The following is a 21,542-nucleotide window of genomic DNA, read 5'->3' as shown; positions in this document are numbered from 1 at the left end:
TGACGATCGAATGCCGCCGAAGCAGGATTCCCGATCACCATCCGAAATCGAACACAGGAGTTGACTCGGGTGAAACTGCATCGTTCAAGCAGCGTGCTGGGCGCCGCGCTGCTGGTCACCGCGGGCGCGGTCGTGCCCGTCGCGGGCGCCGCCCCGGCCGAGCCGCCTCCGCGCTGCGCGAGCGACGACACGTGGGAGATGTCGACCGACCGGTTCGACCCCGCCTACACCGCGCACGCCTTCGTGGGCAACGGATACCTCTCGCAACGCGTGCCGCCCACCGGGGCCGGCTACGCCGCCACCGGCGAGAAGACCGGGTTCCCGCTCGAAACCCCTCGCTACGACGGCGCTTTCGTCACCGGCCTCTACGGCGAAGGGCCCAGTTCGCAGACCGACGTGCCCAGGCACGCCATCGCGGCCATCCCGACCTGGTCGTCGCTGACCGTCCGCGCGGGCGAGCACACCTTCACGCCGCAGACGCCGCCGGAGCAGATCTCCCACTTCCGCCAGTCGCTGAACGTCCAGTGCGGTGTCGTGTCGACGTCGCTGACCTGGACCGCGCCGGACGGAAAGGTCACCGACCTCACCTACGACGTCGTGGCCGACCGGACCAACCCGCACGTCGGAGCCGTCCGCGCGCGGGTCGCTCCGCGCTGGTCGGGACAGGTCGAGGTGGCCGGCGCGATCGAGGGCACGGGCGCCCGCCGGATGCACCCGACCGCGGGCAAGGCCGAGGGCGAGACCGTGCGCGTCGGTTTCGAGACCGACGGCGTCGGCGCTCGCGGCACCGTCGCGTCCACGCTGGTCGGACCCGATGACGTGCGCACGACCTCCCAGCAGCGCGTCGACGGACTCGACGCCGAGCAGAAGGTCGGCTTCGAGGCGCAGCGGGGCGAGACCTACGAGTTCGGCAAGTTCGTCGGCGTCGACACCGCGCTGACCACGCCGGATCACGAGGCCGCCGCCGTCAGGGCCTCGCAGGAAGCCGCCGAGCGCGGTTGGGACGACCTCTTCGACGCCCACACCGCGGCGTGGAACGAGCTGTGGGAGAGCGACATCCGCGTCCCGGACCGCCCGGACCTGCAGAAGTCGTTGCGCTCCAGCAAGTACGCGATCCTGTCGAGCATCCGCGAAGGGCAGGACACCAGCGTCGCCCCCGCCGGGCTGAGCAGCGACAACTACGCGGGCCTGAACTTCTGGGACACCGAGCTGTGGATGTACCCGAGCCTGCTGCTGCAGCACCCCGACATCGCCAAGTCGGTGGTGGCCTACCGCGAGAAGACGCTGCCCGCCGCGCGTGCCAACGCGCGGTCCATCGGCCAGCAGGGCGCGTTCTACCCGTGGACCAGCGCCGACAGCGGTGACCTGCAGAAGGACTGCCACAGCTGGGATCCGCCGCACTGCCTGACCCAGAACCACCTGCAGAGCGACGTCGCGCTGTCCACCTGGCAGTACTACCTGGCCACCGGCGACCGGGCGTGGCTGCGGGAGCACGGCTGGCCGGTGTTGCGCGGCGTGGCCGAGTACTGGGCCGGGCGCGTGACCCCCAACGCCGACGGCACCTTCTCGATCAACAACGTCGCGGGCCCGGACGAGTACAGCAACGGCGTCAACGACGGGGTGTTCACCAACGCGGGCGCGGCCACCGCGCTGCGGCACGCCACCGAGGCCGCTCAGGTCCTCGGCGAACCCGCTCCCCCGGAGTGGAACGCCATCGCCGACTCGGTGCGGATGCCCTTCGACCAGCAGGCGCAGGTGTTCCGGCAGTACGACGGGTACGCGGGGCAGCGGATCAAGCAGGCCGACGCGGTGCTGCTGCAGTACCCGCTGGAGTGGCCGATGCCCGAGCACGTCGCGCAGAACACGCTCGACTACTACGCGCCGCGCACCGACCCCGACGGCCCGGCGATGACCGACTCCGCGCACGCCATCGACGCCGCCGCCATCGGCGAACCCGGCTGCGCGACCAACACCTACCTCGACCGGTCGATCCGGCCGTTCGAGAAGGACCCGTTCGCCCAGTTCTCCGAGGCGCGCGGCGAGCGGGCCGGTGAAGGGGCGGGCGCTCCGACGTTCAACTTCCTCACCGGTGCCGGCGGCTACACGCAGGTCTTCACCCACGGGCTGACGGGCATGCGCTGGCGCGGCGACAAGGTCGTCCTCGACCCGACCCTGCCGCCGCAGCTCGGCGAGGGCGTCGAGCTGACCGGGCTGAAGTGGCAGGGCCGCACGTTCGACGTCCGCATCGGCGGTCACCAGACGACGGTGCTCCTGCGCAGCGGTGACCCGTTCACCGTGCAGGCCCCGGACGGCGAGCACGTGGTCAGCGAGGCGCAGCCGCTGATGCTCAAGACCCGCAGGCCGGACCTGACGCCGACCGACAACCTGGCGCGCTGCAAGTCGGCGGAGGCCACCAGCGAGGAGCCCGGTCGCTACGCCGAAGCAGCCGTCGACGGCAACGCGGCCACACCGTGGCACCTCAACGGCCCGCAAGGCTCGGCCACCGTCGACCTCGGTGCAGCGCAGCGGATCTCGCAGATCACGCCGCGCTGGAGCGAGATCGCCCCGAGCTCGCACCGCCTGCTGACCTCGGTCGACGGCCGCACGTTCACCGAGGTCCCGGCGGAGCTGCCGGAGGGCCACCTGGCCCGCTACGTCCGAGTCGAGCTCACCGGCCCGGAGAGCCCGGAGCACACCGGAGTCTCGGAACTCGAGGTGCGCTGAGCGCGGACCCACCCCGTGGTGCCACCGGCGGCGGCCTCCGCCGGTGGCACCACGAACAGCCCGCGCGCGGCCGTGCACGAATTGGCGAGGAGGAGTGCGCGGATTGGTGATCGGGTGGGCTGTTCAGGCGGTTGTACTGGCCGTGACGACGGAGTCACGGAGGTATCAATGCCGATCACCACCCGCACATCCATCATTCGCCAAGTGCCCGGGACCTACGAGACGGTCGAGGTCGAGCTCGACGATCCGAGGCAGGGCGAAGTGACCGTCAAGCTGGCGGCGTCGGGGTTGTGCCACTCCGACGACCACGTCGCCACCGGTGACGTGCCGGTCGGCGTCCACCCCTACGCGGGCGGGCACGAGGGCGCCGGGGTCGTGACCGCGGTCGGGCCGAACACCCCCGCTTTCGAGGTCGGCGACCACGTCGTGTTCTCCTTCCTGCCCGCCTGCGGCAGGTGCGAGTTCTGCGCACGCGGACTGTCGAACCTGTGCGACCTGGGCGCATCGCTGCTCACCGGTGCGCGCGCCGACGATCCGTCGAGCTTCCGGATGCACCTCGACGGCGAACCGGTCGGCCAGCAGTGCGGCATCTCGACGTTCAGCGAGCACACCACGGTGTCGATCGACTCCGTGGTGAAGATCGACAAGAGCATCCCGCTGCGCTCCGCCGCGCTGGTCGGCTGCGGTGTGCCCACCGGCTGGGGGTCGGCGGTGCGGTCGGCGAACACCCAACCCGGCGACACCGTGATCGTGATGGGCATCGGCGGCATCGGCGTCAACGCGCTGCAGGGCGCGGCGCACTCCGGGGCGACGACGATCATCGCCGTGGATCCGGTTGCCGCCAAGGCGGATTGGGCCAAGCAGTTCGGTGCCACCCACTTCTTCACCGGCATCGACGAGGCCGCGGAGCACGCTCGGTCGGTCACCAACGGCCAGGGAGCCGATGCCACCATCATCACCATCGGCGTCGTGCGCGGCGAGCACGTCGGCGAGGCGCTGGCCTCGATCCGGAAGGCGGGCACGGTCGTGGTGACCGGGCTCGGCGACATCACCGCCGTCGGTGCGCCCATCGCGCTCGGCGACCTGACGCTGATGCAGAAGCGGCTGCAGGGATCGCTGTTCGGCGAGTCCAACCCGCGCCGCGACATCCCGAACCTGCTGCGCATGTACCAGAACGGCCAGCTCAAGCTCGACGAACTGGTGACCAAGACCTACGCGCTCGACCAGGTCGCCGAGGCGTACGAGGACATGCACGCGGGCCGGAACCTGCGCGGCGTCATCGTCTTCGACTGAAAGCCCTTCTGATGAGCGGCTTGCTCGGCGGTGCGGGTAGCGGAACCTCAGCGGCCCTCTGGGTCCCGCACCTGGAAACAGCCAGCACCGCCGCAGACTGAGACGAATGAGAATTTCCGAGGAGTTCCCCTTGCGCACTGACATGTTCATCAACGGGAAGTGGACCGACAGCGACGGCACCACCTTCCCCACCCGCAACCCCGCGACCGGCGAGGTCATCGCCGAGCTGCCGGAGGCAACGGCGTCCGATGTGGACACCGCGGTCGAGGCCGCCCGGGCGGCGTTCGACTCGCCCGAGTGGGCCGGGCTGCTGCCCGCCCAACGCGCCCGGCTGCTGTTCAAGGCCGCTGACCTGCTCGAAGAGCGGGCCACCGAGTTCGCCCGGCTGGAGACCACCGACCAGGGCCAGCCGCTGGCGATCAGCGCCGGGTTCTCGGTGCCCAACGCCGTGGAGCACCTGCGGTACTACGCGGGCTGGACCACCAAGATCACCGGGGTCACCACTCCCCTGTCGGTCCCCGACGTCGACCACCGCACCCGGCGCGAACCCCTGGGCGTGTGCGGGCTGATCACGCCGTGGAACTTCCCGCTGATGATCCTGGTCTGGAAGCTCGCCCCGGCCCTGGCCACCGGCAACACCGTGGTCGTCAAACCCGCCGAGCAGACCCCGCTGACCACCCTGCTGCTGGCGGAAGTCCTGGAGCAGGCCGGATTCCCGGCGGGCGTGGTCAACGTCGTCACCGGCGGCCCGGAGGCGGGCAAGGCGCTGGTGCGCCACCCCGGGGTCGCCAAGATCTCCTTCACCGGATCCACCGCCGTCGGCCGCGAGATCGGCGCGGAGGCCGGCCGCGCGTTGAAGAAGGTGTCCCTGGAACTGGGTGGCAAGGCGCCGAGCATCATCGCCGCCGACGCCGACATCGACGCGGTCATCGAGGGCAACCTGATGTCCGGCCTGCTCAACTCCGGTCAGGTGTGCGCGGCCGCGACCCGCTACTACGTCGACAGCAGCCGCGCCGACGAGTTCGCGGAGAAGATGGCCGGCGCAGCCGGATCCATGCAGCTGGGGCCCGGGCTCAACGAGTCGACGCAGCTGGGCCCGGTGGCGTCGCTGGAGCAGCTGGAGCAGATCCAGCGCTACGTGGACATCGGCAAGTCCGAGGGCGCGCGGCTGCTCACCGGTGGTAGTCGCGCCGACGGGCACCTGGCCAACGGCTACTTCTTCGAGCCGACGGTGTTCGGCGGGGTCAGCCAGGACATGCGGATCGCCCGCGAGGAGATCTTCGGGCCGGTGCTCACAGTGCTGCCCTACGACGACCCCGAAGAGCTGGCGCCGCGCGCCAACGACACCGAGTACGGGCTCGCCGCCTACATCTGGAGCCGCGACATCGGCACCGCGAACCGGCTCGCGCACCAGGTCAAGGCGGGCACGGTGTGGATCAACATGCCGCCGCTGCTGGACGCGGGTGCCCCGTGGGGCGGGATGAAGTCCTCCGGCTCCGGCCGGGAGATGGGCTGGGACGCGATCGAGGCCTTCACCGAGGTCAAGAGCATCTGGACCAGCCTGGCGTGAGGGGGTGTCCGGCGGGCGGCTACCGCGTCGCCCGCCGGATCTCCGCGGCGGTCAACCCGAACTCGGCCTTGAGCGCACGGCTGAGGTGGGTGGCGTCGAGGACGCCCCAGCGGGCGGCGATCGCGGCGGCGGTGCGGTCGGCCAGCGCCGGGTCGGCGAGGTCGCGGCGGATGCGTTCCAACCGCTGCCTGCGGATCCACGCCGACAGCGTCATCGACCGCCCGGCGAACAGCTTGTGCAGGTAGCGCACGGAAACGTGATGTGCGCGCGCTACGGATTCCACCGTGAGACCCGGTTCGGCGAGGCGCGCGAGGCAGTGCGCCAGCACGCGGTCGGCGACGTCCTCGCCGGGCTCCGGGCGCAGTTCGGCGAGCTCGGAGATCACCATCGACACCAGCGCGTCCGTGAGGTGCCTGCCCGCGTCTCCGCTGAAACCGGCGGTGTCCTCGCCGAGCACGTCGGTCATGGTGCGGAAGAACCCGCCGACCACTCGCTGCACGCCGCGCGAGGTGGGCACCGCGACGGCGCTGCGCGTGGCGAGGGTGTCGACGTGCCCGCCGAGCAGGGACTTCGGGACGGCGACCACGGTGATGTCGTAGGGGTCGGGGAAGTTCAGCTGGTAGGGCCGGTCGGTGTCGTAGTTGACCAGGTCGCCGGGCGTGAGCACGCAGCGCCTGCCGTCCTGCTCGACCTCGCCGCGGCCCGCGGTGAGCATGGTGACCTTCACCAGCTCGCGGTCGCCCGAGCCGATCAGCCGGGGCGTGCGCCGCACCTGGCAGGGCGCGCACTTGATGCGGGTGACGGCCACGTCACCCGCGGAGGTGGCGCGCAGCGAGCTCCGGAACGGTCCCGGCCGCAGCGGCCGGATGCGCAACGGGGCGAAGACCGTCGAGGCGGAGGCCTCGAACGACTCGATTTCCTCGTCCAAGCTGACCGACGCCATTGTCCGTCCTTACCGATCGTTCAGTAACGGCAAACCATACGTCCCGACCAGCACCGATCGCAACGATTCCCCACTCCGAGTCCCGGTCGCGGCAGTACGCCGAGTCCGGAGGCGGGGGCCTGGGGGACCCGGAAAACTCCAGTAATCGGGGACCGGAATACGGGAGTAATCCGTCACCTCGGTCGGGAACCGGCACTGGCGGGAGACCGATCCGAGCTGGTTTAGTACCTGCCTCCGAACTGCGTGCGTGGCGACGCATCAGGAGGCGGATGGCGTCTCAGGGGCCGCCACCCGCACCATCGCGCAAGACGACTTCGGAGACATTCCCTCGACGTCGAGGAGGCGCTCATGGCTTTGCCGCCGGTCGCGTTCGCGACTGAATCCGTGCTGGCGTGGCAGCGGGTGGTGTCGTCCTCGTTCGTGCCGCTGGTCGTCGACGACCTCAGCGACGGCCGGTTCGCCGCCACCATCCGGGGCAGGGTCATCGACGGGGTGTTCTTCTCCCGCCTGAAGGTCACCCCACACGAGGTGCACCGGACTCCGGCGCTCATCGACGCCTCGCACAGGCTGTTCTACAAGGTGACGCTGATGCTGGAGGGCACCGCCGAGCTCGTGCAGGACGCCCGGACGGCGCAGATGCCGCCCGGCAGCGTCAGCGTCTACGACACCGCCCGGCCCTACGACCTGCGCTTCCCCGACCCGATCGACGCCGTGGTGCTCATGCTCCCGCGCGATCTGATCGACCCCAGCCCCGAGCACGTCCGCGCGATCACGGCGACCTCGCTGGGCCCGGAGGAGTCGCTGACCAGGCTCGTCACGCCCCTGCTGACCGAGATCTCCAGCGACTTCACCTCCTTGGAGGGACCGGCCTCGGCGCGGGTGGTGCGCACCGCTGTGGAGCTGATCTCCGCGCTGCTGAGCACCGCCGCGCTCGCGCGCACCGACGACCACGACCGGGAGCACCTGTCGCTGATGCTGCGCATCCGCGAGCACATCCTCAACAGCCTCGGCGACAGCGAGCTCAGCCCGGACAGCGTCGCGCGCGCCGTGTTCATCTCCACCAGGCACCTGCACGGGCTGTTCCAGCAGCAGGGCACCACCGTGTCGGCGTGGATCCGCGAACAGCGGCTGGCAGCGATCCGCCGGGAGCTGAGCGATCCCCTGCACGCGCACCGACCGATCTCGGAGATCGCGACCTGCTGGGGTTACCCGGACGCCTCGCACTTCTCGCGCACCTTCCGCCAGCACGTCGGCGTGGCGCCCAGCGCCTTTCGCCGCGCCGCGCTGGAACGGGCGCGGCGCGGCAGCGCGGATCAGCGGCTGACGACCGGGTAGTCGAGCACGACGGCGCCGCCGGTGGCGTAGTTCGGCACGTCGGCCTGCACGGCCTCGCCTTCCGGCGACGCCAGCGCCGCTGCCATCGCCTCGGCATCGGGGAAGTCGGCCTCGAACACCGCGAAGTACGGGCTCTCCGGCTCGGCGTGGACGTTCAACGAGTACCGGAAGTCCAGCATTCCCGGCAGCTTCGCCGCCAGCGGGATGTGCGTGCCCTCGTAGTGGGCCTCGAACGCCGCCGGATCGGTCGGGTGCGGGTAGAGGACCAGAAGTTTGTGCATCAGGAGGCCTTTCCATCGGTGGGGTCGGTGCCGAGCGCGGCGTGCCGGGCGATCGCGGCGTCCACGCGTTCCGGGGTGGCGACCATGTCGCCGTTGCGGTGCGGGTAGCTGAAGTTCTCGGTGAACTCGTCGCACAGCGTGCGCATCTGCGACATCGCGCCGAGCAGCTTCTGCAGGTGCGGCGGCGTCGGTGTGGCGATCATGGTGTTGACCCAGGTGCTGAGGCCGTCGACGCGTTCGCGACGGCGCAGCGCGACCTTCTGCGCGAAGCGCTCGTCGACCACCCCGTCCTCGATGATGGCGTCGGCCGCGACCTGCGCTTCGAACGAGGCCGAGTTGGCGCCCTGCCCGGTCACCGGATCCACGGTGGAGTGCGCGTCTCCCAGCGCCAGCACCACGGTTCCGTCCGGCAGCAACCGGTAGTCCTCGCGGACCACCGGGCGGACCGCGCCTTGCAGGACGTCCCCCGGGCGCATCAGCTTGAACCGCGCCTCGTCGATGCGCTCGTGAACCGTCGGGTGGTGCTCCTTGAGCTTGTCCAGCGTCAGCCGGCGGTAGGCCTCGGGATCGTCGGCTTCCTTCTGCGTCATCAGCGCTTCCAGGTCGCCGCCCGGGACGTTCTCGCACAGCAGCGCGCTGGCCCAGCCGTCGAAGGTGGTGATCGGCAGGTCCAGGAGTTCGCCGTGGCCGGGCGAGATGCTCATCGTGACCGCGCGCGGTTCGGTCTGCGCGACGCCGTCCCAGAAGCCCACTGCCAGGTGCCGCTGCGGCTTGGCGTAGGGCGACACGTCCGGGCGTTCGCCGAAGTACTCGGCGAAGGAGCGCTTCCCGGCGGCGACCACGATCAGGTCGTGGTGGCGGGCGAGCTGCTCGAAGTCGCCGGGTTCGACGGAGCGCTGCTCGATGGTGCCGCCGCGCTCCTCGTACTCGGCCATCAGGCGCGGCAGGTAGATCCGGTAGTCCAGGACGCGCGAGGGCCGCAGGAAGTCACCGCGGAACACCGGCGGACCGTCCGGGACGTTGAGGTGGTGGTAGTGGACCTGGTAGCCGTACTCCTCGACCGGCCAGAAGTTCACGCCCATCGCGTTCTCGCGGGCGATGGTGGGCGCGTGGTGCGAGACGCTGTTCTGCGGCCGCCCCGACGCCATCTGCTCGGCGGTCTGATTGGTGTAGATCCGGGTGGTGACCCCGGCCTGCTGGAGCAGCAGGGCGAGGTGCAGGCCCGCGGTCCCTGCTCCGATGATTCCGATGTTCGGCATCTGCGTCTCCTCGTTGAGGCGTGCCCGGTCCCGGTCATCGTGGCCCGCCGCGGGCGGTCGCGGGTGGTGCCGCGAGCCGGTGTTCGCTGAGGTGCAGGTCTGCTGCGCTGAGGGTCAAGTGCCCGCCCCGACACTGCCGGAGGAGGGCTGCGCGGCGCTGTCCACCGAGCGCACGGCTCTGTGCAGCCGGAGCACGGCGTCGTGCGGCCGTTGCTGGTGCTCCGGGCCGATCCTAACGTCGATCGGTACCGGAGCGGCTCGTTCCGCGACGCCGATGTCCAGGAGCGACGCGGGAGTCCGCACCGCCGAGCAGAGCGACCACGCACCAGTTATCAGGGGAGCGATCGACGATGACCGCAGCTTCGGCCCAGTCCCGGAACCAGGTGTTGCGCGGTTGCCTGGGGCGGTTCGCCACCGGCGTCGCCGTGGTGACCTTCGACGGCGTCGCCGACGGGACGGCGAAGCGGCACGGGCTGACGATCAACTCCTTCACCTCGGTATCGCTGGACCCGCCGCTGGTGCTGGTCGCGATCCAGCGCTCGGTCCGGGCGCACGCGTTGCTGCACGGGCGGCCGTTCGCCGTCAACGTCCTCGGAGCCGAGCAGCGCCGTCTCGCCACGCACTTCGCGGGCAGGCCCCACGCCGACCCCGACTGGGTCGAGGGCGCGCACGCACCTCGCCTCGCCGGGTCGGTCTCCTGGTTCGAGTGCACCCCGTGGAGCGAGCACGACGGCGGCGACCACACCCTCTTCCTCGGCAAGGTCGAGCGCTTCGGCCACCGTCCGGGTCCCTGCCTCGGCTTCGCCGACGGCTCCTTCATCACCATCCCGGAAACCACCCCCTGACCGACCCTCCCGCTCCGGAGGTCCCCGATTTCCACTGAAGTCGGGGACCGGATTTCAGCGGAAGTCAGGTGTCCGATTTCCACTGAAATCCGGTTCAGGGTGACGGGACCGCCCGTTCGCGGTGCGTCGTCGGGTGACGTGTGACGATGGCGTTGAAGAACGCGGCCAGGTCGTCGCGGGCGTTGAGGGGCAGGACGTGGGAGACGTAGTGGTCCGGGCGGACCACGACGAGCGCTCCTCCCCGGTTGATGTTCCGGGCGGTGAAGATGTCGTCCGCCGGGTCGGCCGCGTAGACCTTCTCGTAGTCGATGATCTCGAAGGGGCCGACCTCGGGCTTGTAGGCGGCGGGGACCCGGCCGAGGTCGATCTCGGTGTGCGGCTGCTGGTAGACGACCTTGACGTCGAAGCAGGCGTCGACGTCGCGGTCCGCCGGGGTGTGGGACAGCACGGGCGAGTCCGGATCCGTGGTGATCCACTCGGCGAAGTCGGTGACCTGGGACGGCTCTCCCGGGCCGGGCCGGTCGGCGAAGACGTAGATGCGCCAGCGGCCGTCGGCCCGGTGGTGGTGGCCGAGGTGGACCGGGTTGCCGTCGCAGACCCGGGTCACGGGGTGGGACTTGAACCGCTTGCCGATCGGGAATCCCGCGGCCAAGTCCTGGTGCGCGGCCTCGGCGGTGATCATCGACGGCTGGTACTGCGTCATGAGACCGGCCGGGAACTCCGCGGTCTTGACGTAGAAGTCCTCCAGCTCGGTCGGGTCAGAGAGCTCCTCGGGCTTGGCGGCCATCAGCTTCGACCAGCGGCGGTCGAAGTCGATGAGGTTCTGGGCGATGACCTGGCGCTCGGCGGAGTAGGTGTCCAGCAGCGCGAGGTCCGCGCGGCCGTCGAGGACGTGCGCGACCTTCCAGGCGATGTTCCAGCCGTCCTGCATCGAGACGTTCATGCCCTGACCGGCTTTGGCGCTGTGGGTGTGGCAGGCGTCGCCGGTGATGAACACGCGCGGGTGCCGCACGCCCACGAGTTCGGCGGGCACGTCGTCGAACTTGTCGGTCAACCGGTGCCCGACCTCGTAGACGCTGCGCCACGCCACGTGCTTCACCGTCAGCGTGTACGGGTGCAGGATCCGGTTGGCGCGCGCCTCGACCTCCTCCTGCGTGGTCTCGCGGACCTTGCCGTGATCGGCCTCCGAGATCTCGCCGAGGTCGACGTACATCCGGAACAGGTGGTTGCCCTCGCGCGGGATGTGCAGGATGCTGCCGCCGTCGTGGGACTGGATGGCGCACTTGGTGCGGATGTCGGGGAAGTCGGTCTCGGCCAGCACGTCCATCACGCCCCAGGCGTGGTTGGCCCGGTCACCGACCAGTTCCCGACCGATCGACTCCCGCACACCGCTGCGCGCGCCGTCGCACCCGATCACGTACTGGGCGCGGACGGTGCGTTCGGACCCCTCGTCGGGCCCGGCCGTCCGGCGCAGCCGCACGTTCACGCCGTCGTCGTCTACGTCGAGACCGATGAACTCCCACCCGTAGTCCGGTTCCAACCGACCGGGGGCGTTGCGGGCGGCCTCGGCGAAGTAGTCCAGCACGCGGGCCTGGTTGACGATCAGGTGCGGGAACTCGCTGATCCCGGTCGGGTCGTCGGGCGCACGCGCGGCGCGCACGATGTTCTCCGGGTGCTCCGGATCGGGCTTCCAGAAGGCCATTTCGGTGATCCGGTAGGCCTCCTCGGTGATCCGCCCGGCGAAGCCGAACGCCTGGAAGGTCTCGACGCTGCGAGCCTGGATGCCGTCGGCCTGACCGACTTCCAGCCGGCCCGGCCGGCGTTCGACCAGCCGGGCCGTGATGTTCGGGAACTGCGCCAGCTGCGCGGCCGCGATCATGCCTGCCGGGCCGCTGCCCACGATGAGAACGTCGACCTCGCCCGGCAGCTCCTCGGGGCGGTTGAGACCCACGCCGGCTGCGGGCTGAACTCGCGGGTCACCGGAAACGTATCCATGGTGGTGGAACTGCAACGCGCTCTCCTCACTCCGTCGTGAGCTCAGCGGCTTCCCCGCTCAGAGCGAGGTGCCGAGTTTGAATCCCTTGTCCTCGTCGTCCTTGCGCGTGTAGGAGAAGCCGTCGGCGCCGACGGTGACGGCCATCTCGCTGCTGTCGGTGCGCTCCTGGAGGGGCTGGGGGTTGCCGTCGAGGTCCAGGACCGGGGAGGCCTCTGTGTACCAGGACGGGACGACCGGGTTGCCCCACCAGTCGCGGCGCTGGTTGTCGTGGACGTCCCAGGTCACGACGGGGTTGTCGGGGTCGCCGGTGTAGTAGTCCTGGGTGTAGATCTCGACCCGGTGGCCGTCGGGGTCGCGGATGTAGAGGTAGAAGGCGTTGGACACGCCGTGGCGGCCGGGGCCGCGCTCGATGACGTCGGACAGGCGCAGCGCGCCGAGCTTGTCGCAGATCGACAGGATGTTGTGCTTCTCGTGGGTGGCGAAGGCGATGTGGTGCAGCCTCGGTCCGTCGCCGCCGGTCAGGGCGGTGTCGTGGACGGTGTCCTTGCGCCGCAGCCAGGCCGCGTAGGTGGTGCCCTTGTCGTCCTTGATGTCCTCGGTGACGCGGAAGCCCAGGTCCTCCAGGTATTCCCGGCCCTTCGGCACGTCGGGGGTGACCTGGTTGAAGTGGTCCAGGCGCACCAGCGCGCCCGGGGTGTGGAGGTCGTAGCGCCAGGCCAGCCGCTCGACGTGGGCGACCTCGTGGAAGAATTCGTAGGGGAACCCGAGCGGGTCGGTGACCCGGACCGAGTCACCGATGCCCTTGGCGAATCCGTTTCCGCGGCGTTCGGTGCGGCAGCCGCGCGCGGCGAACCACTCCTCGGCCCGGTCGACGTCCTGCGGGGTCCGCACGCGGTAGGCGAAGGCCGCCGCGGCGGCCACCGGTCCCTCGCGCAGGACGAGGTTGTGGTGGATGAACTCCTCCAGCGTGCGGAGGTAGATCGTCTCGTCGTCCTCCTCGGTGACCACCAGGCCGAGGACGTCGACGTAGAACTCCCGCGCCCTGGCCAGGTCGGTGACCACCAGGTCGAGGTACGCGCAGCGCAGGATGTCCGGCGGGGTGAGGTCGGCACTCATCGTTGAACGCTCCTTCACTTCAGTCGTCAGGCGCCGAACTTCGGGGTGTGGACGGGGGCCAGCGAGATGTGCATGGCCTGCTGGTCGGAGTAGAAGTCCAGCGACCGGTAACCGCCCTCGTGGCCGAGCCCGGAGGCCTTCACGCCGCCGAAGGGGGTGCGCAGGTCGCGGACGTTGTGCGAGTTCAGCCAGACCATCCCGGCGTCCACGCGCTGCCCGAAGGTGTGCGCGCGCTCCAGGTTCGCCGTCCACACGTAGGCGGCGAGCCCGTACTTGACGTCGTTGGCCAGTCGCAGCGCTTCCTCGTCGGTGTCGAACGGGGTGATCGCCACGACCGGGCCGAAGATCTCCTCCTGGAAGATCCGCGCGGTGGGCGGCACGTCGACGAAGACCGTCGGCGCCACGTAGTTGCCCGAGTCCAGGCCCTCCGGGCGTCCGCCACCGGCGGCGAGCGTCGCCTCGGTCTTGCCGATCTCGATGTAGCCGGTGACCTTCTCGTAGTGCTCGGGGTGCACCAGCGCACCGACCTCGGTGGCCGGATCGTGCGGATCGCCCACCTTGACGTTCTTCGCCCGCGCCACGTAGCGGCGCACGAACTCGTCGTAGATGCCGCGCTCCACCAGGATTCGGCTCCCGGCGGTGCAGCGCTCGCCGTTGAGCGAGAACACGCCGAACACCGTCGAGTCGATCGCGGCGTCCAGGTCGGCGTCGGCGAACACGACCGCCGGGCTCTTGCCGCCGAGCTCCATCGACAGCGCCTTGAGGGTCGGGGCGGCGTTGGCGAAGATCAGCTTGCCGGTGGCCGATTCGCCGGTGAAGGAGATCAGCTGCACGTCGGTGTGCTTGACCAGCGCGTCCCCGGCCTCCTCGCCGAGCCCGTTGACGATGTTGAACACCCCGTCGGGAACCCCGGCCTCGCGGAAGATCTCGGGCCACAGCCCGGCCGACAGCGGCGTGAACTCGGCGGGTTTGAGCACCACCGTGCACCCGGAGGCCAGCGCCGGGGCCAGCTTCCAGCTCTCCAGCATGAACGGGGTGTTCCACGGCGTGATCAGCCCGGCCACGCCCTTGGGCTTGCGGTTGACGTAGTTGACCTGCTTGCCCGGCACCTTGTAGGTGTCATCGGCCTGGGCGACGATCAGGTCGGCGAAGAACCGGAAGTTCTCCGCCGCCCGCTTCGCCTGACCCAACGCCTGGGTGATCGGCAAACCGGTGTCGAAGGTCTCCAGCTCCGCCAGCCGCTCGTTGCGGGTCTCGACGATGTCGGCGATCTTGTTCAGGATCCGAGCGCGTTCGCGCGGCAGCATCCCCGGCCACGGGCCCTCGTCGAAGGCCTTGCGGGCGGCCGAGACCGCGCGGTCGATGTCGGCCTGCTTGCCCGACGAGGCCTCCAGGTACGGCTTGTTCGACACCGGGTCGAGGACCTCGAAGGTGTCCCCGTCGAGGCTGTCGACGAACTCGCCGTCGATGAAGTGCTGGATGCGCTTGGGCAGGTCGGCCGGCACGTGCTGGATCGTCATGTCAGTTCCCTCCCGCGATGGTGTCGCCGTCCTCGACCGGCGACAGGAAGTCGGCGCCCTCGGCGAGCAGCGCGCGGATCTTGTCCTTGCCCGCGTCGGTCGGCGTGATCAGCGGCGGCCGGACGTGCTCGGAGCGGATCAGGCCGCGCTGGGCCAGCACCCACTTCACCGGCGCCGGGTTGGTCTCCACGAAGATCAGGTCCACCAGCGGGTGCAGCCCGTAGTGGATGTCCAGCGCCTCGTCCATTTCTCCGGCGTGGAAGGCCTCGTACATCCGCTTCGTCGCACCGGGCGCGATGTTGGCCGTGGCGCTGACGAAACCCGTGCCGCCCAGCGCCAGCAGCGGCAGGCACAGCAGCTCGATCCCGGACCACACCAGCAGATCCCGGCCCGCGGCCTTGATCACCCGCGAGAAGTGCTCGAAGTCCTTGGTGGTCTCCTTGATGCCCACGAAGTTCGGCACATCGCGGTGCAGCCGCGCCACCGTCTCCGGCGCGATCTCCACCGCGGTCCGGGTCGGCACGTTGTAGGCGATGATCGGCAGGTCCGGGTACTCCTTCGCGACCGTGGAGTACCAGACGTAGAGCGCTTCCTGGGTCGGCTTGGCGTAGTACGGCGTGATGATCAGCGCCGCGTCCACTCCCGCGTCGTGGGCCGCGCCGGTGAGCTCGATCGTCTCGTCCAGCTTCGCCGAACCGGTTCCCGGCACGACGGGGGCGCGGCCGTCGACGGTCTTGAGCACGGTGCGGATCGCATCGGCGCGCTCATCGATGGTCTGCGCGCTGGGCTCGCCGGTGGAACCACCGATGGAGATCCCGTCGGAGCCCTGCTTGAGCTGCCAGTTCACCAGGTTGGCCAGCGATTCGTGGTCCACCGCGCCGTCAGCGGTGAACGGGGTGATCACCGGAGCGATCGACCCGGTCAGCTCTTCGGGGCGGGTCCGCCAGTTCGTCATCGTGTTCCTTCCTGGTCGCGCTCCGCCTCGTAGCGGCGTCGCCATTCACCGGTCAGCGGGTACAGCCCGTCCACGGCCGCGCCTTCGGCGACGCGGGCGGCGATCCACTCCTCCTCGGCCTCCTGCTCGATCGCGGCGTCGAGCACCTGGTCGAGCAGCGCGGGCGGGATGACCAGCACGCCGTCGTCGTCGCCGACGATGACGTCGCCGGGCTGCACGGTCGCCCCGCCGCAGGCCACGGTGATGTCGTTGTCCCACGGCACGTGCCTGCGCCCGAGCACCGCCGGGTGCGGACCGCCGGAGAAGGTGGGGATGTCGAGCTCCTTGACCGCGCTGTGGTCGCGCACTCCCCCGTCGGTGACGATCCCGGCCGCGCCCAGCACCTGCGCGCGCAGCGCGAGGATGTCGCCGACGGTCCCACTGCCGCGCTCACCGCGCGCCTCGACCACCAGCACGTCTCCGGGCTTCAGCGAGTCGAAGGTGCGCTTCTGCGCGTTGTACCCGCCGCCGTGGCTGCGGAACAGGTCTTCGCGCGCGGGCACGAAGCGCAACGTCCGGGCCCGGCCGATGATCTTGCTGCCGGGCTTGTCGGTGCGCACGCCGTCGATGGAGAGCTGGTTGTAGTCGTGCTTGCGCAGCTGCGCCGACAGCGTCGCGACCGCCACCTGGCGGAGCTTGGCGATGCGGTCCTCGGTGAGTTCGAACGGCGGCTCCAGCCCCGCGGCGTCGCGGCTGCCCCAGGCCTCGGCCCGCTGGACGTCGTCGACCGACGGTTGCGCGCTGAACTCCGGCAGCGGCCGGGTGCCTTCGGCGACGCTGGTGCGCAGCCGTCCGGTGCTGTGCTCGGTGCCGGGAACGTCGACCTCGACCTCGACGACGTCACCGGGCTCGACCACCGACGACCCGGCCGGGGTGCCGGTGAGCACGACGTCGCCGGGTTCGAGGGTGATCAGCTGGGAGAGGTCGGCGACCAGCTCGCCGAACGGGAAGACCACGGTCGCCGAGGAGTCGTCCTGGGCGAGTTCGCCGTTGACCCAGGTGCGCACGCGCAGCGATGCCGGATCGACCTGGTCGGCCGGGATGCTCGCCGGGCCCAGCGGGGTGTAGCCGTCGCCGCCCTTGGAGCGCAGGTTGGCGCCCTTGTCGGCGGAGCGGAGGTCGTAGACGCCGAGGTCGTTGGCGGCGGTCACGGCGGCGACGTGCGACCAGCCGTCCTCGCGCGCGACCCTGCGGGCGGTCGTGCCGATGACCAGCGCGATCTCGCCTTCGAAGGCCAGCAGCTCGGTGCCGGGCGGTCGCTCGACGGTCTGGCCGGTGGTCGCCAGCGACGTCACCGGCTTGAGGAAGTACGAGGGTCTCGACGGTGCCCGGCCGCGCTGGGCGATGCGCGACGGGTAGTTCAGGTGCAGCGCGATGACCTTGCCCGGCCGCCCGACGAGCGGGTGGTGCGCGAGGTCGTCAGCCGTTGAACGAGCGGCATCGGTCGTCATGACCGAGGATCGTATACGATGCCATATCTGATTACAATGCGGAGCGCGGCAGGCGCCGGAAGCGGATCGCGCCTCGGGCAAGATGGACAGCCACGTCAGCGAATCGAGGAGCGATGACCACCGAAGCAGCGGACGACCGCACCGCCACCAGCAAGTCCCAACTGGCCTACGAGTGGCTCCGCGACCGGATCGTCTCGCACCGCTTCACCCCCGGCTACCGCTTGGTGCTCAGCCAGCTCGCCGCCGAACTCGGCGTGAGCACGGTTCCGGTCCGCGAAGCCATCCGCCGGCTGGAGGCCGAGGGTCTGGTCACCTACGAGAAGAACGTCGGCGCGCAGGTCGCCCTGGTCGACGAGGGCGAGTACGTGACCACCATGCAGACCCTCGCCGTGGTCGAGGGCGCCGCGACCGGGTTCTCCGCTCCCCTGCTCACCGCCGAGGACCTCGCCAAGGCGCGCGCGATCAACCAGCGCATGCGCGACACGCTCGAGCACTTCGATCCGCGCCGGTTCACCGAGCTCAACGAGGAGTTCCACGCGGTGCTGTTCCTGCGCTGCCCCAACGAGCACATGACCGACCTGGTCCGCCGGGGCTGGAGCAGGCTGCGCATGCTCCGCGACTCCACCTTCGGCTTCGTGCCCGGCCGCGCGGTCCAGTCGGTGGAAGAGCACGACCACCTGATCCACCTGATCGAAACCGGAGCCGACTCCATCGAGATCGAGCTCGCGGCGCGGCAGCACCGCACCGCCACCCTCGACGCGTTCCTCACCTCCCAGCACGCGCCGCGCCGCCCCTGAACGCCGGACCGGCGGGAGATCAACCGGGTCAACCGCGGACGGGAGCGATGCTGGGGCGGATCACCAGCTCGCTCGGGAGCCGCTTCTCCCTGCGGCGCAGGCGTTCCGCGGAGTTCAACCGCGTGTGGAGCATCTCGACCGCGCACTTCGCCAGGTCGTCGAGCTGATGACGGACCACGGTCAGCGGCGGCGAGGTCAACGCCGTCCACTCCGCGTCGTGGAAGACGATGACCGAAAGGTCCTGGGGCACCGAGATTCCCGCGGAGCGCAGGTGCGTGATGACGCTCGCGGACACGGCCGTGTTGCCGACGATCAAGGCCGTCGGCGGCTGCGGCAGCGCGAGGACTCCGGACAGCGCGGTCTCGGCTTCGACGTGGCGGAAGGCGAGCTCGACGACCAAGGCCGGGTCTTCGGCGATGCCGTGCTCCTGGAGCGCCCGCCGGTGGCCTGCGATGCGCTCACGACCGGTCGAGGTCTCACTCGACCCGCTGACCAGCGCGATCCGCCGGTGCCCTCGTTCGATGAGCGCCGTGGTCGCCGAGTGCGAGGCGTGCTCGTTGTTCATGCCGACCACGTCGATGCCCGGGATGCGGTCGATGAAGCGGTCCACGAAGGTGAGCTCGACACCGGTCTCGCGCATGTGCCGCCACGCCGCGGCGTTCTCCGTGCCCGGTGCCGCGATGACACCGCCCACGCGCTTCTGCAGCAGCAGCTCGATGCTCTTGAGCTCCATCGCCGGATCTTCCTGCGTGGTGGTCAGCAGCACGCCCAGCCCGGCGTCCGCCGCGTGCCGCACGATGTGGTCGGCCAGCTGTGAGAAGAACGGGTTGGCCACGTCGGCCAGCACCAGGCCGATCGTGTTGGTGGTGCGGGTGCGCAGTTCGCGCGCGGCGCTGTGCGGGCGGTAGCCGAGCTCCGCGATGGAGGCCAGCACCCGCTCCCGGGTCAGCTCGGCCACCGAGCCGTTGGCGTTGACCACGCGGGACACCACGCCGGGCGAAACGCCCGCGTGCTCCGCCACGTCCTTGACCGTGGGTTCGCGACCTCGCGCCATGTTCCCCTCTCTCGTCGGGCGCTCTGCGGGTTGACAGCGGAGCGACCGGATGACACAAAGTACAACGTTACACCCGGAGTATAACGTTATACATGACTGACGAAGGAGTCAGCATGAACGGCATCGGAGTCACCCGAACCCCCGCGATGGCCCACGAACTCGGGACAACGGAGGTGCGGAGATGAGCACGCAGGACGCCGGCTTGCCCGCAGAGCAGGCACGATTGCCCGAAGTACCACCGGAACTGGCCAAACGACGCCTCAGCCTCGGCACGATCGTCAAGTTCTTCGGCCCCGGCGCCATCATCGCCTCGCTAACCGTGGGCAGCGGCGAAACCGTCCTCGCGTCGCGGATGGGCGCGGTGTTCGGGTTCGCGGTGCTGTGGGTGGTCGTCGTGGGTGCCGTGGCCAAGGCGGCGGTGATCTACTCCTCGAACCGCTACATCGTGCTCACCGGCGAACACCCGATGCGCGGCATGGCGCGGGTGATCCCGGGACCGCGCGGCTGGTTCCCGATGCTCATCGGCGCGCTCGCGGTCCTGTCGTTCCCGTTCGTGGCCAGCGCGCTGGCCTCGGGAATCGGCGGCTACCTCAACCGAGTCGCGGGCGGCCCGGCCATCGCCTGGGGTCTGGTCCTGCTCGTGCTGGCCGCGGCGATCGCCTGGTTCGGGTGGTACGCGCTGCTGGAACGCGCGCAGATCGCGATCGTCGCGCTCAAGGTCAGCCTGGTCGTCGTCGCGGTGTTCGCGGCGAATCCGCAGTGGCTCGACGTGCTGGCGGGATTCGTCCCGCAGCCCTTCGCCTACGAGCCCTTCGTGCACGTCGAATACCCGGACATCGCCGCCGAGTCGGCGTGGGTGGAGGCCGTGGTGTTCATGGGCGGCCTCGGCGGCGGCATGTACGACTACATCGGCTACGCGGGCCTGATGCGCGAGAAGCGCTGGGGCGCGCTCGGTTTGCCCGGTCGCGGGGACGACGTCCCGGTCGTGGAGCCGCTCGCGCTGCCCGACACCGACCAGGAGCGACGCCGGGCGCGGGGATGGGCTCGCGCGCCGCTGGGCGACATCGTGCTCAGCTTCGCCACGATGGCGCTGACCGCGGTCGCGTTCATCATCACCGGCAAGGAGATCCTCGGAGCAGCGCACAACGTGCCCAGCGGCAACGACGTCCTGACCTACCAGGGCGACGTGCTGGGCGTGATCCACCCGCTCTTCCGGTACTTCTACATCGTCGCGATCATCATGGTCTTCCTCGGCACGATGTACGCGATCTGGGAGGTCTACACCCGCACCACGCACGAGTCGCTGTCCGCGGTGTCCAAGCGCGTGCACGCCGGCGGCGTGGGCCGAACGCGGCGCTGGGTCTACGGCTACGTGCTGCTCGGCGGCATCGCCCTCATCCTCACCGGCGGCGACCTCGTGAAGCTGATCAGCCCGGCCAACATCGTCGGCGGAACGGTGGCGGTGGGCGCCTACGGCTTCGGCCTGCTCGCCCTGGAGAAGCGGGTGCTCCCGGCGAGCTTCCGGATCAGCCGCGCGGGCAGGGCGCTCATCTGGGCGTCGTCGCTCGTCCTGCTGGGCTCCGGCCTCATCGCGCTCGCCCAGTACGTGGGGCTGGTCCAATGAGGACGATCACGCCGGGGTACGCGATCGGAACGGGCTGCTTCCTGCTGCTCGCCGGCTACCGGCTGACCGAAGGCCGGTGGGTGTGGGCGCTGGTGTTCGCCCTCGCCGCGGCCTGCCAGGTCTACTTGGGACTGCGCGCCGCCCCGGCCACCACGACGCAGGAGACGCCCACGCCCACCGACCGCGAACGGCGCAACTGGCGAGCGCTGGCCATCTCCTCGTGCGCCCTGACCGCCGGGCTCCTGGTCCTGCAACCGGTCCTCAGCCCGGTCGCCGCAGGTGTCGGGATGTACTGCCTGTGGAGGCTCGGACGCCGCCGTCCCGCATGAGCCCACGACAACGCGATTTCAGTGGAATTCGGGGTTCCGATTTCAATGGAAATCGGAACCCCGAATTCAGTGGAAGTCGCGTCCGGGTCAGAGCTGTCCCTTGGTCTGGTGCCCGCACGGCAGCGCGGACATCGTCACCACCTCCGGGGGCGACTGGAGCAGTCCGGCCGCTTCGGCGTTGAGGCGGGCGACCGCGTCGGCGCGCTGGTGAGCGTCCAGGAGTTCGCGGGATTCCCACTTCTCGATGAACACCAGGGTGTTCTCATCCGCCTCGTGGAGGGCGTAGAGCAGACAACCGGGCTCCTCGTGCACGTCCGGGATGACCGACTTCAGGACCGCTTCCAACGCTTCGCGCTTGCCCGGAACGAGGTGGAAAACCGCGGTGACGACGACTTCTTGCGACATTGCGCT

The 21,542-nt window shown here is 70.1% G+C and carries 18 protein-coding genes; 8 read left to right on the top strand and 10 right to left on the bottom strand.

Features of this window, described 5'->3' with window-relative positions; translation table 11 throughout:
* The first annotated feature begins 69 nt into the window (after positions 1 to 69).
* The 3 genes from AB0J78_RS05770 to AB0J78_RS05760 all read left to right on the top strand — a co-directional run bounded on the left by AB0J78_RS05770 (position 70) and on the right by AB0J78_RS05760 (position 5,587).
* Positions 70 to 2,724: a glycosyl hydrolase family 65 protein gene (locus tag AB0J78_RS05770; RefSeq protein WP_363787389.1), complete on the top strand. Its 2,655-nt coding sequence runs from the start codon at positions 70 to 72 to the stop codon at positions 2,722 to 2,724.
* Between the two features lie 168 nt (positions 2,725 to 2,892).
* The gene (locus AB0J78_RS05765; protein ID WP_363787387.1) at positions 2,893 to 4,017 is read left to right on the top strand and encodes an NDMA-dependent alcohol dehydrogenase; all 1,125 of its coding nucleotides are present in this window, start codon (positions 2,893 to 2,895) and stop codon (positions 4,015 to 4,017) included.
* 130 nt (positions 4,018 to 4,147) lie between these two features.
* Positions 4,148 to 5,587, top strand: coding sequence for an aldehyde dehydrogenase family protein (locus AB0J78_RS05760; RefSeq protein WP_363787385.1), 1,440 nt, complete (start codon positions 4,148 to 4,150; stop codon positions 5,585 to 5,587).
* Between the two features lie 19 nt (positions 5,588 to 5,606).
* Here AB0J78_RS05760 and AB0J78_RS05755 read toward each other — a convergent pair whose 3' ends face one another.
* On the bottom strand, positions 5,607 to 6,530 hold the full coding sequence (locus tag AB0J78_RS05755; protein WP_363787383.1) for a helix-turn-helix domain-containing protein: 924 nt from the start codon (positions 6,528 to 6,530) through the stop codon (positions 5,607 to 5,609).
* Positions 6,531 to 6,878: 348 nt separating this feature from the next.
* On the opposite strand from AB0J78_RS05755, the gene AB0J78_RS05750 reads away from it, so the two are divergent.
* Positions 6,879 to 7,865 carry a helix-turn-helix domain-containing protein gene (locus tag AB0J78_RS05750; RefSeq protein WP_363787381.1) on the top strand — a complete coding sequence of 329 codons (987 nt, stop codon included), beginning with the start codon at positions 6,879 to 6,881 and terminating at the stop codon, positions 7,863 to 7,865.
* Here the strand turns inward: AB0J78_RS05750 and AB0J78_RS05745 are convergent.
* Together AB0J78_RS05745 and AB0J78_RS05740 are read right to left on the bottom strand one after the other, a co-directional pair.
* A complete protein-coding gene (locus AB0J78_RS05745; RefSeq protein WP_363787379.1) occupies positions 7,844 to 8,146 on the bottom strand; it encodes an EthD family reductase in 303 nt (100 codons plus the stop codon). The genes AB0J78_RS05750 and AB0J78_RS05745 overlap by 22 nt on opposite strands.
* Entirely contained in the window at positions 8,146 to 9,405 is a 1,260-nt protein-coding gene (locus AB0J78_RS05740) for a styrene monooxygenase/indole monooxygenase family protein (RefSeq protein WP_363787377.1), read from the bottom strand. The genes AB0J78_RS05745 and AB0J78_RS05740 overlap by 1 nt, the downstream gene beginning before the upstream one ends.
* A 350-nt stretch (positions 9,406 to 9,755) precedes the next feature.
* Here AB0J78_RS05740 and AB0J78_RS05735 point away from each other — a divergent pair, with 350 nt between their 5' ends.
* Complete coding sequence (locus AB0J78_RS05735; RefSeq protein WP_363787375.1) at positions 9,756 to 10,250, top strand: flavin reductase family protein; 495 nt, start codon at positions 9,756 to 9,758, stop codon at positions 10,248 to 10,250.
* Between the two features lie 94 nt (positions 10,251 to 10,344).
* Here AB0J78_RS05735 and AB0J78_RS05730 read toward each other — a convergent pair whose 3' ends face one another.
* The 5 genes from AB0J78_RS05730 to AB0J78_RS05710 are packed head-to-tail and all read right to left on the bottom strand — an operon-like array spanning position 10,345 to position 17,327.
* Positions 10,345 to 12,261 carry an FAD-binding monooxygenase gene (locus AB0J78_RS05730; protein ID WP_363787373.1) on the bottom strand — a complete coding sequence of 639 codons (1,917 nt, stop codon included), beginning with the start codon at positions 12,259 to 12,261 and terminating at the stop codon, positions 10,345 to 10,347.
* Positions 12,262 to 12,303: 42 nt separating this feature from the next.
* Positions 12,304 to 13,362 (bottom strand): 3,4-dihydroxyphenylacetate 2,3-dioxygenase, encoded by a 1,059-nt coding sequence (hpaD, locus tag AB0J78_RS05725; RefSeq protein ID WP_363787371.1) that lies wholly within the window; start codon positions 13,360 to 13,362, stop codon positions 12,304 to 12,306.
* Positions 13,363 to 13,388: 26 nt separating this feature from the next.
* Positions 13,389 to 14,882: a 5-carboxymethyl-2-hydroxymuconate semialdehyde dehydrogenase gene (gene hpaE, locus AB0J78_RS05720; protein ID WP_363787369.1), complete on the bottom strand. Its 1,494-nt coding sequence runs from the start codon at positions 14,880 to 14,882 to the stop codon at positions 13,389 to 13,391.
* A 1-nt stretch (position 14,883) separates the two neighbouring features.
* A complete protein-coding gene (gene dapA, locus AB0J78_RS05715) occupies positions 14,884 to 15,837 on the bottom strand; it encodes a 4-hydroxy-tetrahydrodipicolinate synthase (RefSeq protein WP_363787367.1) in 954 nt (317 codons plus the stop codon).
* Positions 15,834 to 17,327 (bottom strand): fumarylacetoacetate hydrolase family protein, encoded by a 1,494-nt coding sequence (locus AB0J78_RS05710; RefSeq protein ID WP_363787365.1) that lies wholly within the window; start codon positions 17,325 to 17,327, stop codon positions 15,834 to 15,836. Before AB0J78_RS05710 ends, dapA begins: the two co-directional genes overlap by 4 nt.
* A gap of 113 nt (positions 17,328 to 17,440) precedes the next feature.
* Here AB0J78_RS05710 and AB0J78_RS05705 point away from each other — a divergent pair, with 113 nt between their 5' ends.
* Positions 17,441 to 18,124, top strand: a complete 684-nt coding sequence (locus AB0J78_RS05705; protein ID WP_363787363.1) for a GntR family transcriptional regulator — start codon at positions 17,441 to 17,443, stop codon at positions 18,122 to 18,124.
* A gap of 28 nt (positions 18,125 to 18,152) precedes the next feature.
* Here the strand turns inward: AB0J78_RS05705 and AB0J78_RS05700 are convergent, their stop codons facing one another.
* A complete protein-coding gene (locus tag AB0J78_RS05700; protein WP_363787361.1) occupies positions 18,153 to 19,178 on the bottom strand; it encodes a LacI family DNA-binding transcriptional regulator in 1,026 nt (341 codons plus the stop codon).
* 181 nt (positions 19,179 to 19,359) lie between these two features.
* Here AB0J78_RS05700 and AB0J78_RS05695 point away from each other — a divergent pair, with 181 nt between their 5' ends.
* Together AB0J78_RS05695 and AB0J78_RS05690 are read left to right on the top strand one after the other, a co-directional pair.
* Entirely contained in the window at positions 19,360 to 20,802 is a 1,443-nt protein-coding gene (locus tag AB0J78_RS05695) for an Nramp family divalent metal transporter (protein ID WP_363787359.1), read from the top strand.
* Positions 20,799 to 21,131 (top strand): hypothetical protein, encoded by a 333-nt coding sequence (locus AB0J78_RS05690; protein WP_363787357.1) that lies wholly within the window; start codon positions 20,799 to 20,801, stop codon positions 21,129 to 21,131. Before AB0J78_RS05695 ends, AB0J78_RS05690 begins: the two co-directional genes overlap by 4 nt.
* A gap of 87 nt (positions 21,132 to 21,218) precedes the next feature.
* On the opposite strand, the gene AB0J78_RS05685 is transcribed toward AB0J78_RS05690, so the two are convergent.
* Positions 21,219 to 21,536 carry a putative quinol monooxygenase gene (locus tag AB0J78_RS05685; protein ID WP_363787355.1) on the bottom strand — a complete coding sequence of 106 codons (318 nt, stop codon included), beginning with the start codon at positions 21,534 to 21,536 and terminating at the stop codon, positions 21,219 to 21,221.
* Positions 21,537 to 21,542 lie beyond the last annotated feature (6 nt).

Origin of the sequence: Saccharopolyspora sp. NPDC049426 (assembly GCF_040676935.1) — a bacterium.
GTDB lineage: Bacteria > Actinomycetota > Actinomycetes > Mycobacteriales > Pseudonocardiaceae > Saccharopolyspora.
Note: the sequence above shows the minus strand (reverse complement) of the source record. Positions and strands in the feature narration are given on the sequence as shown.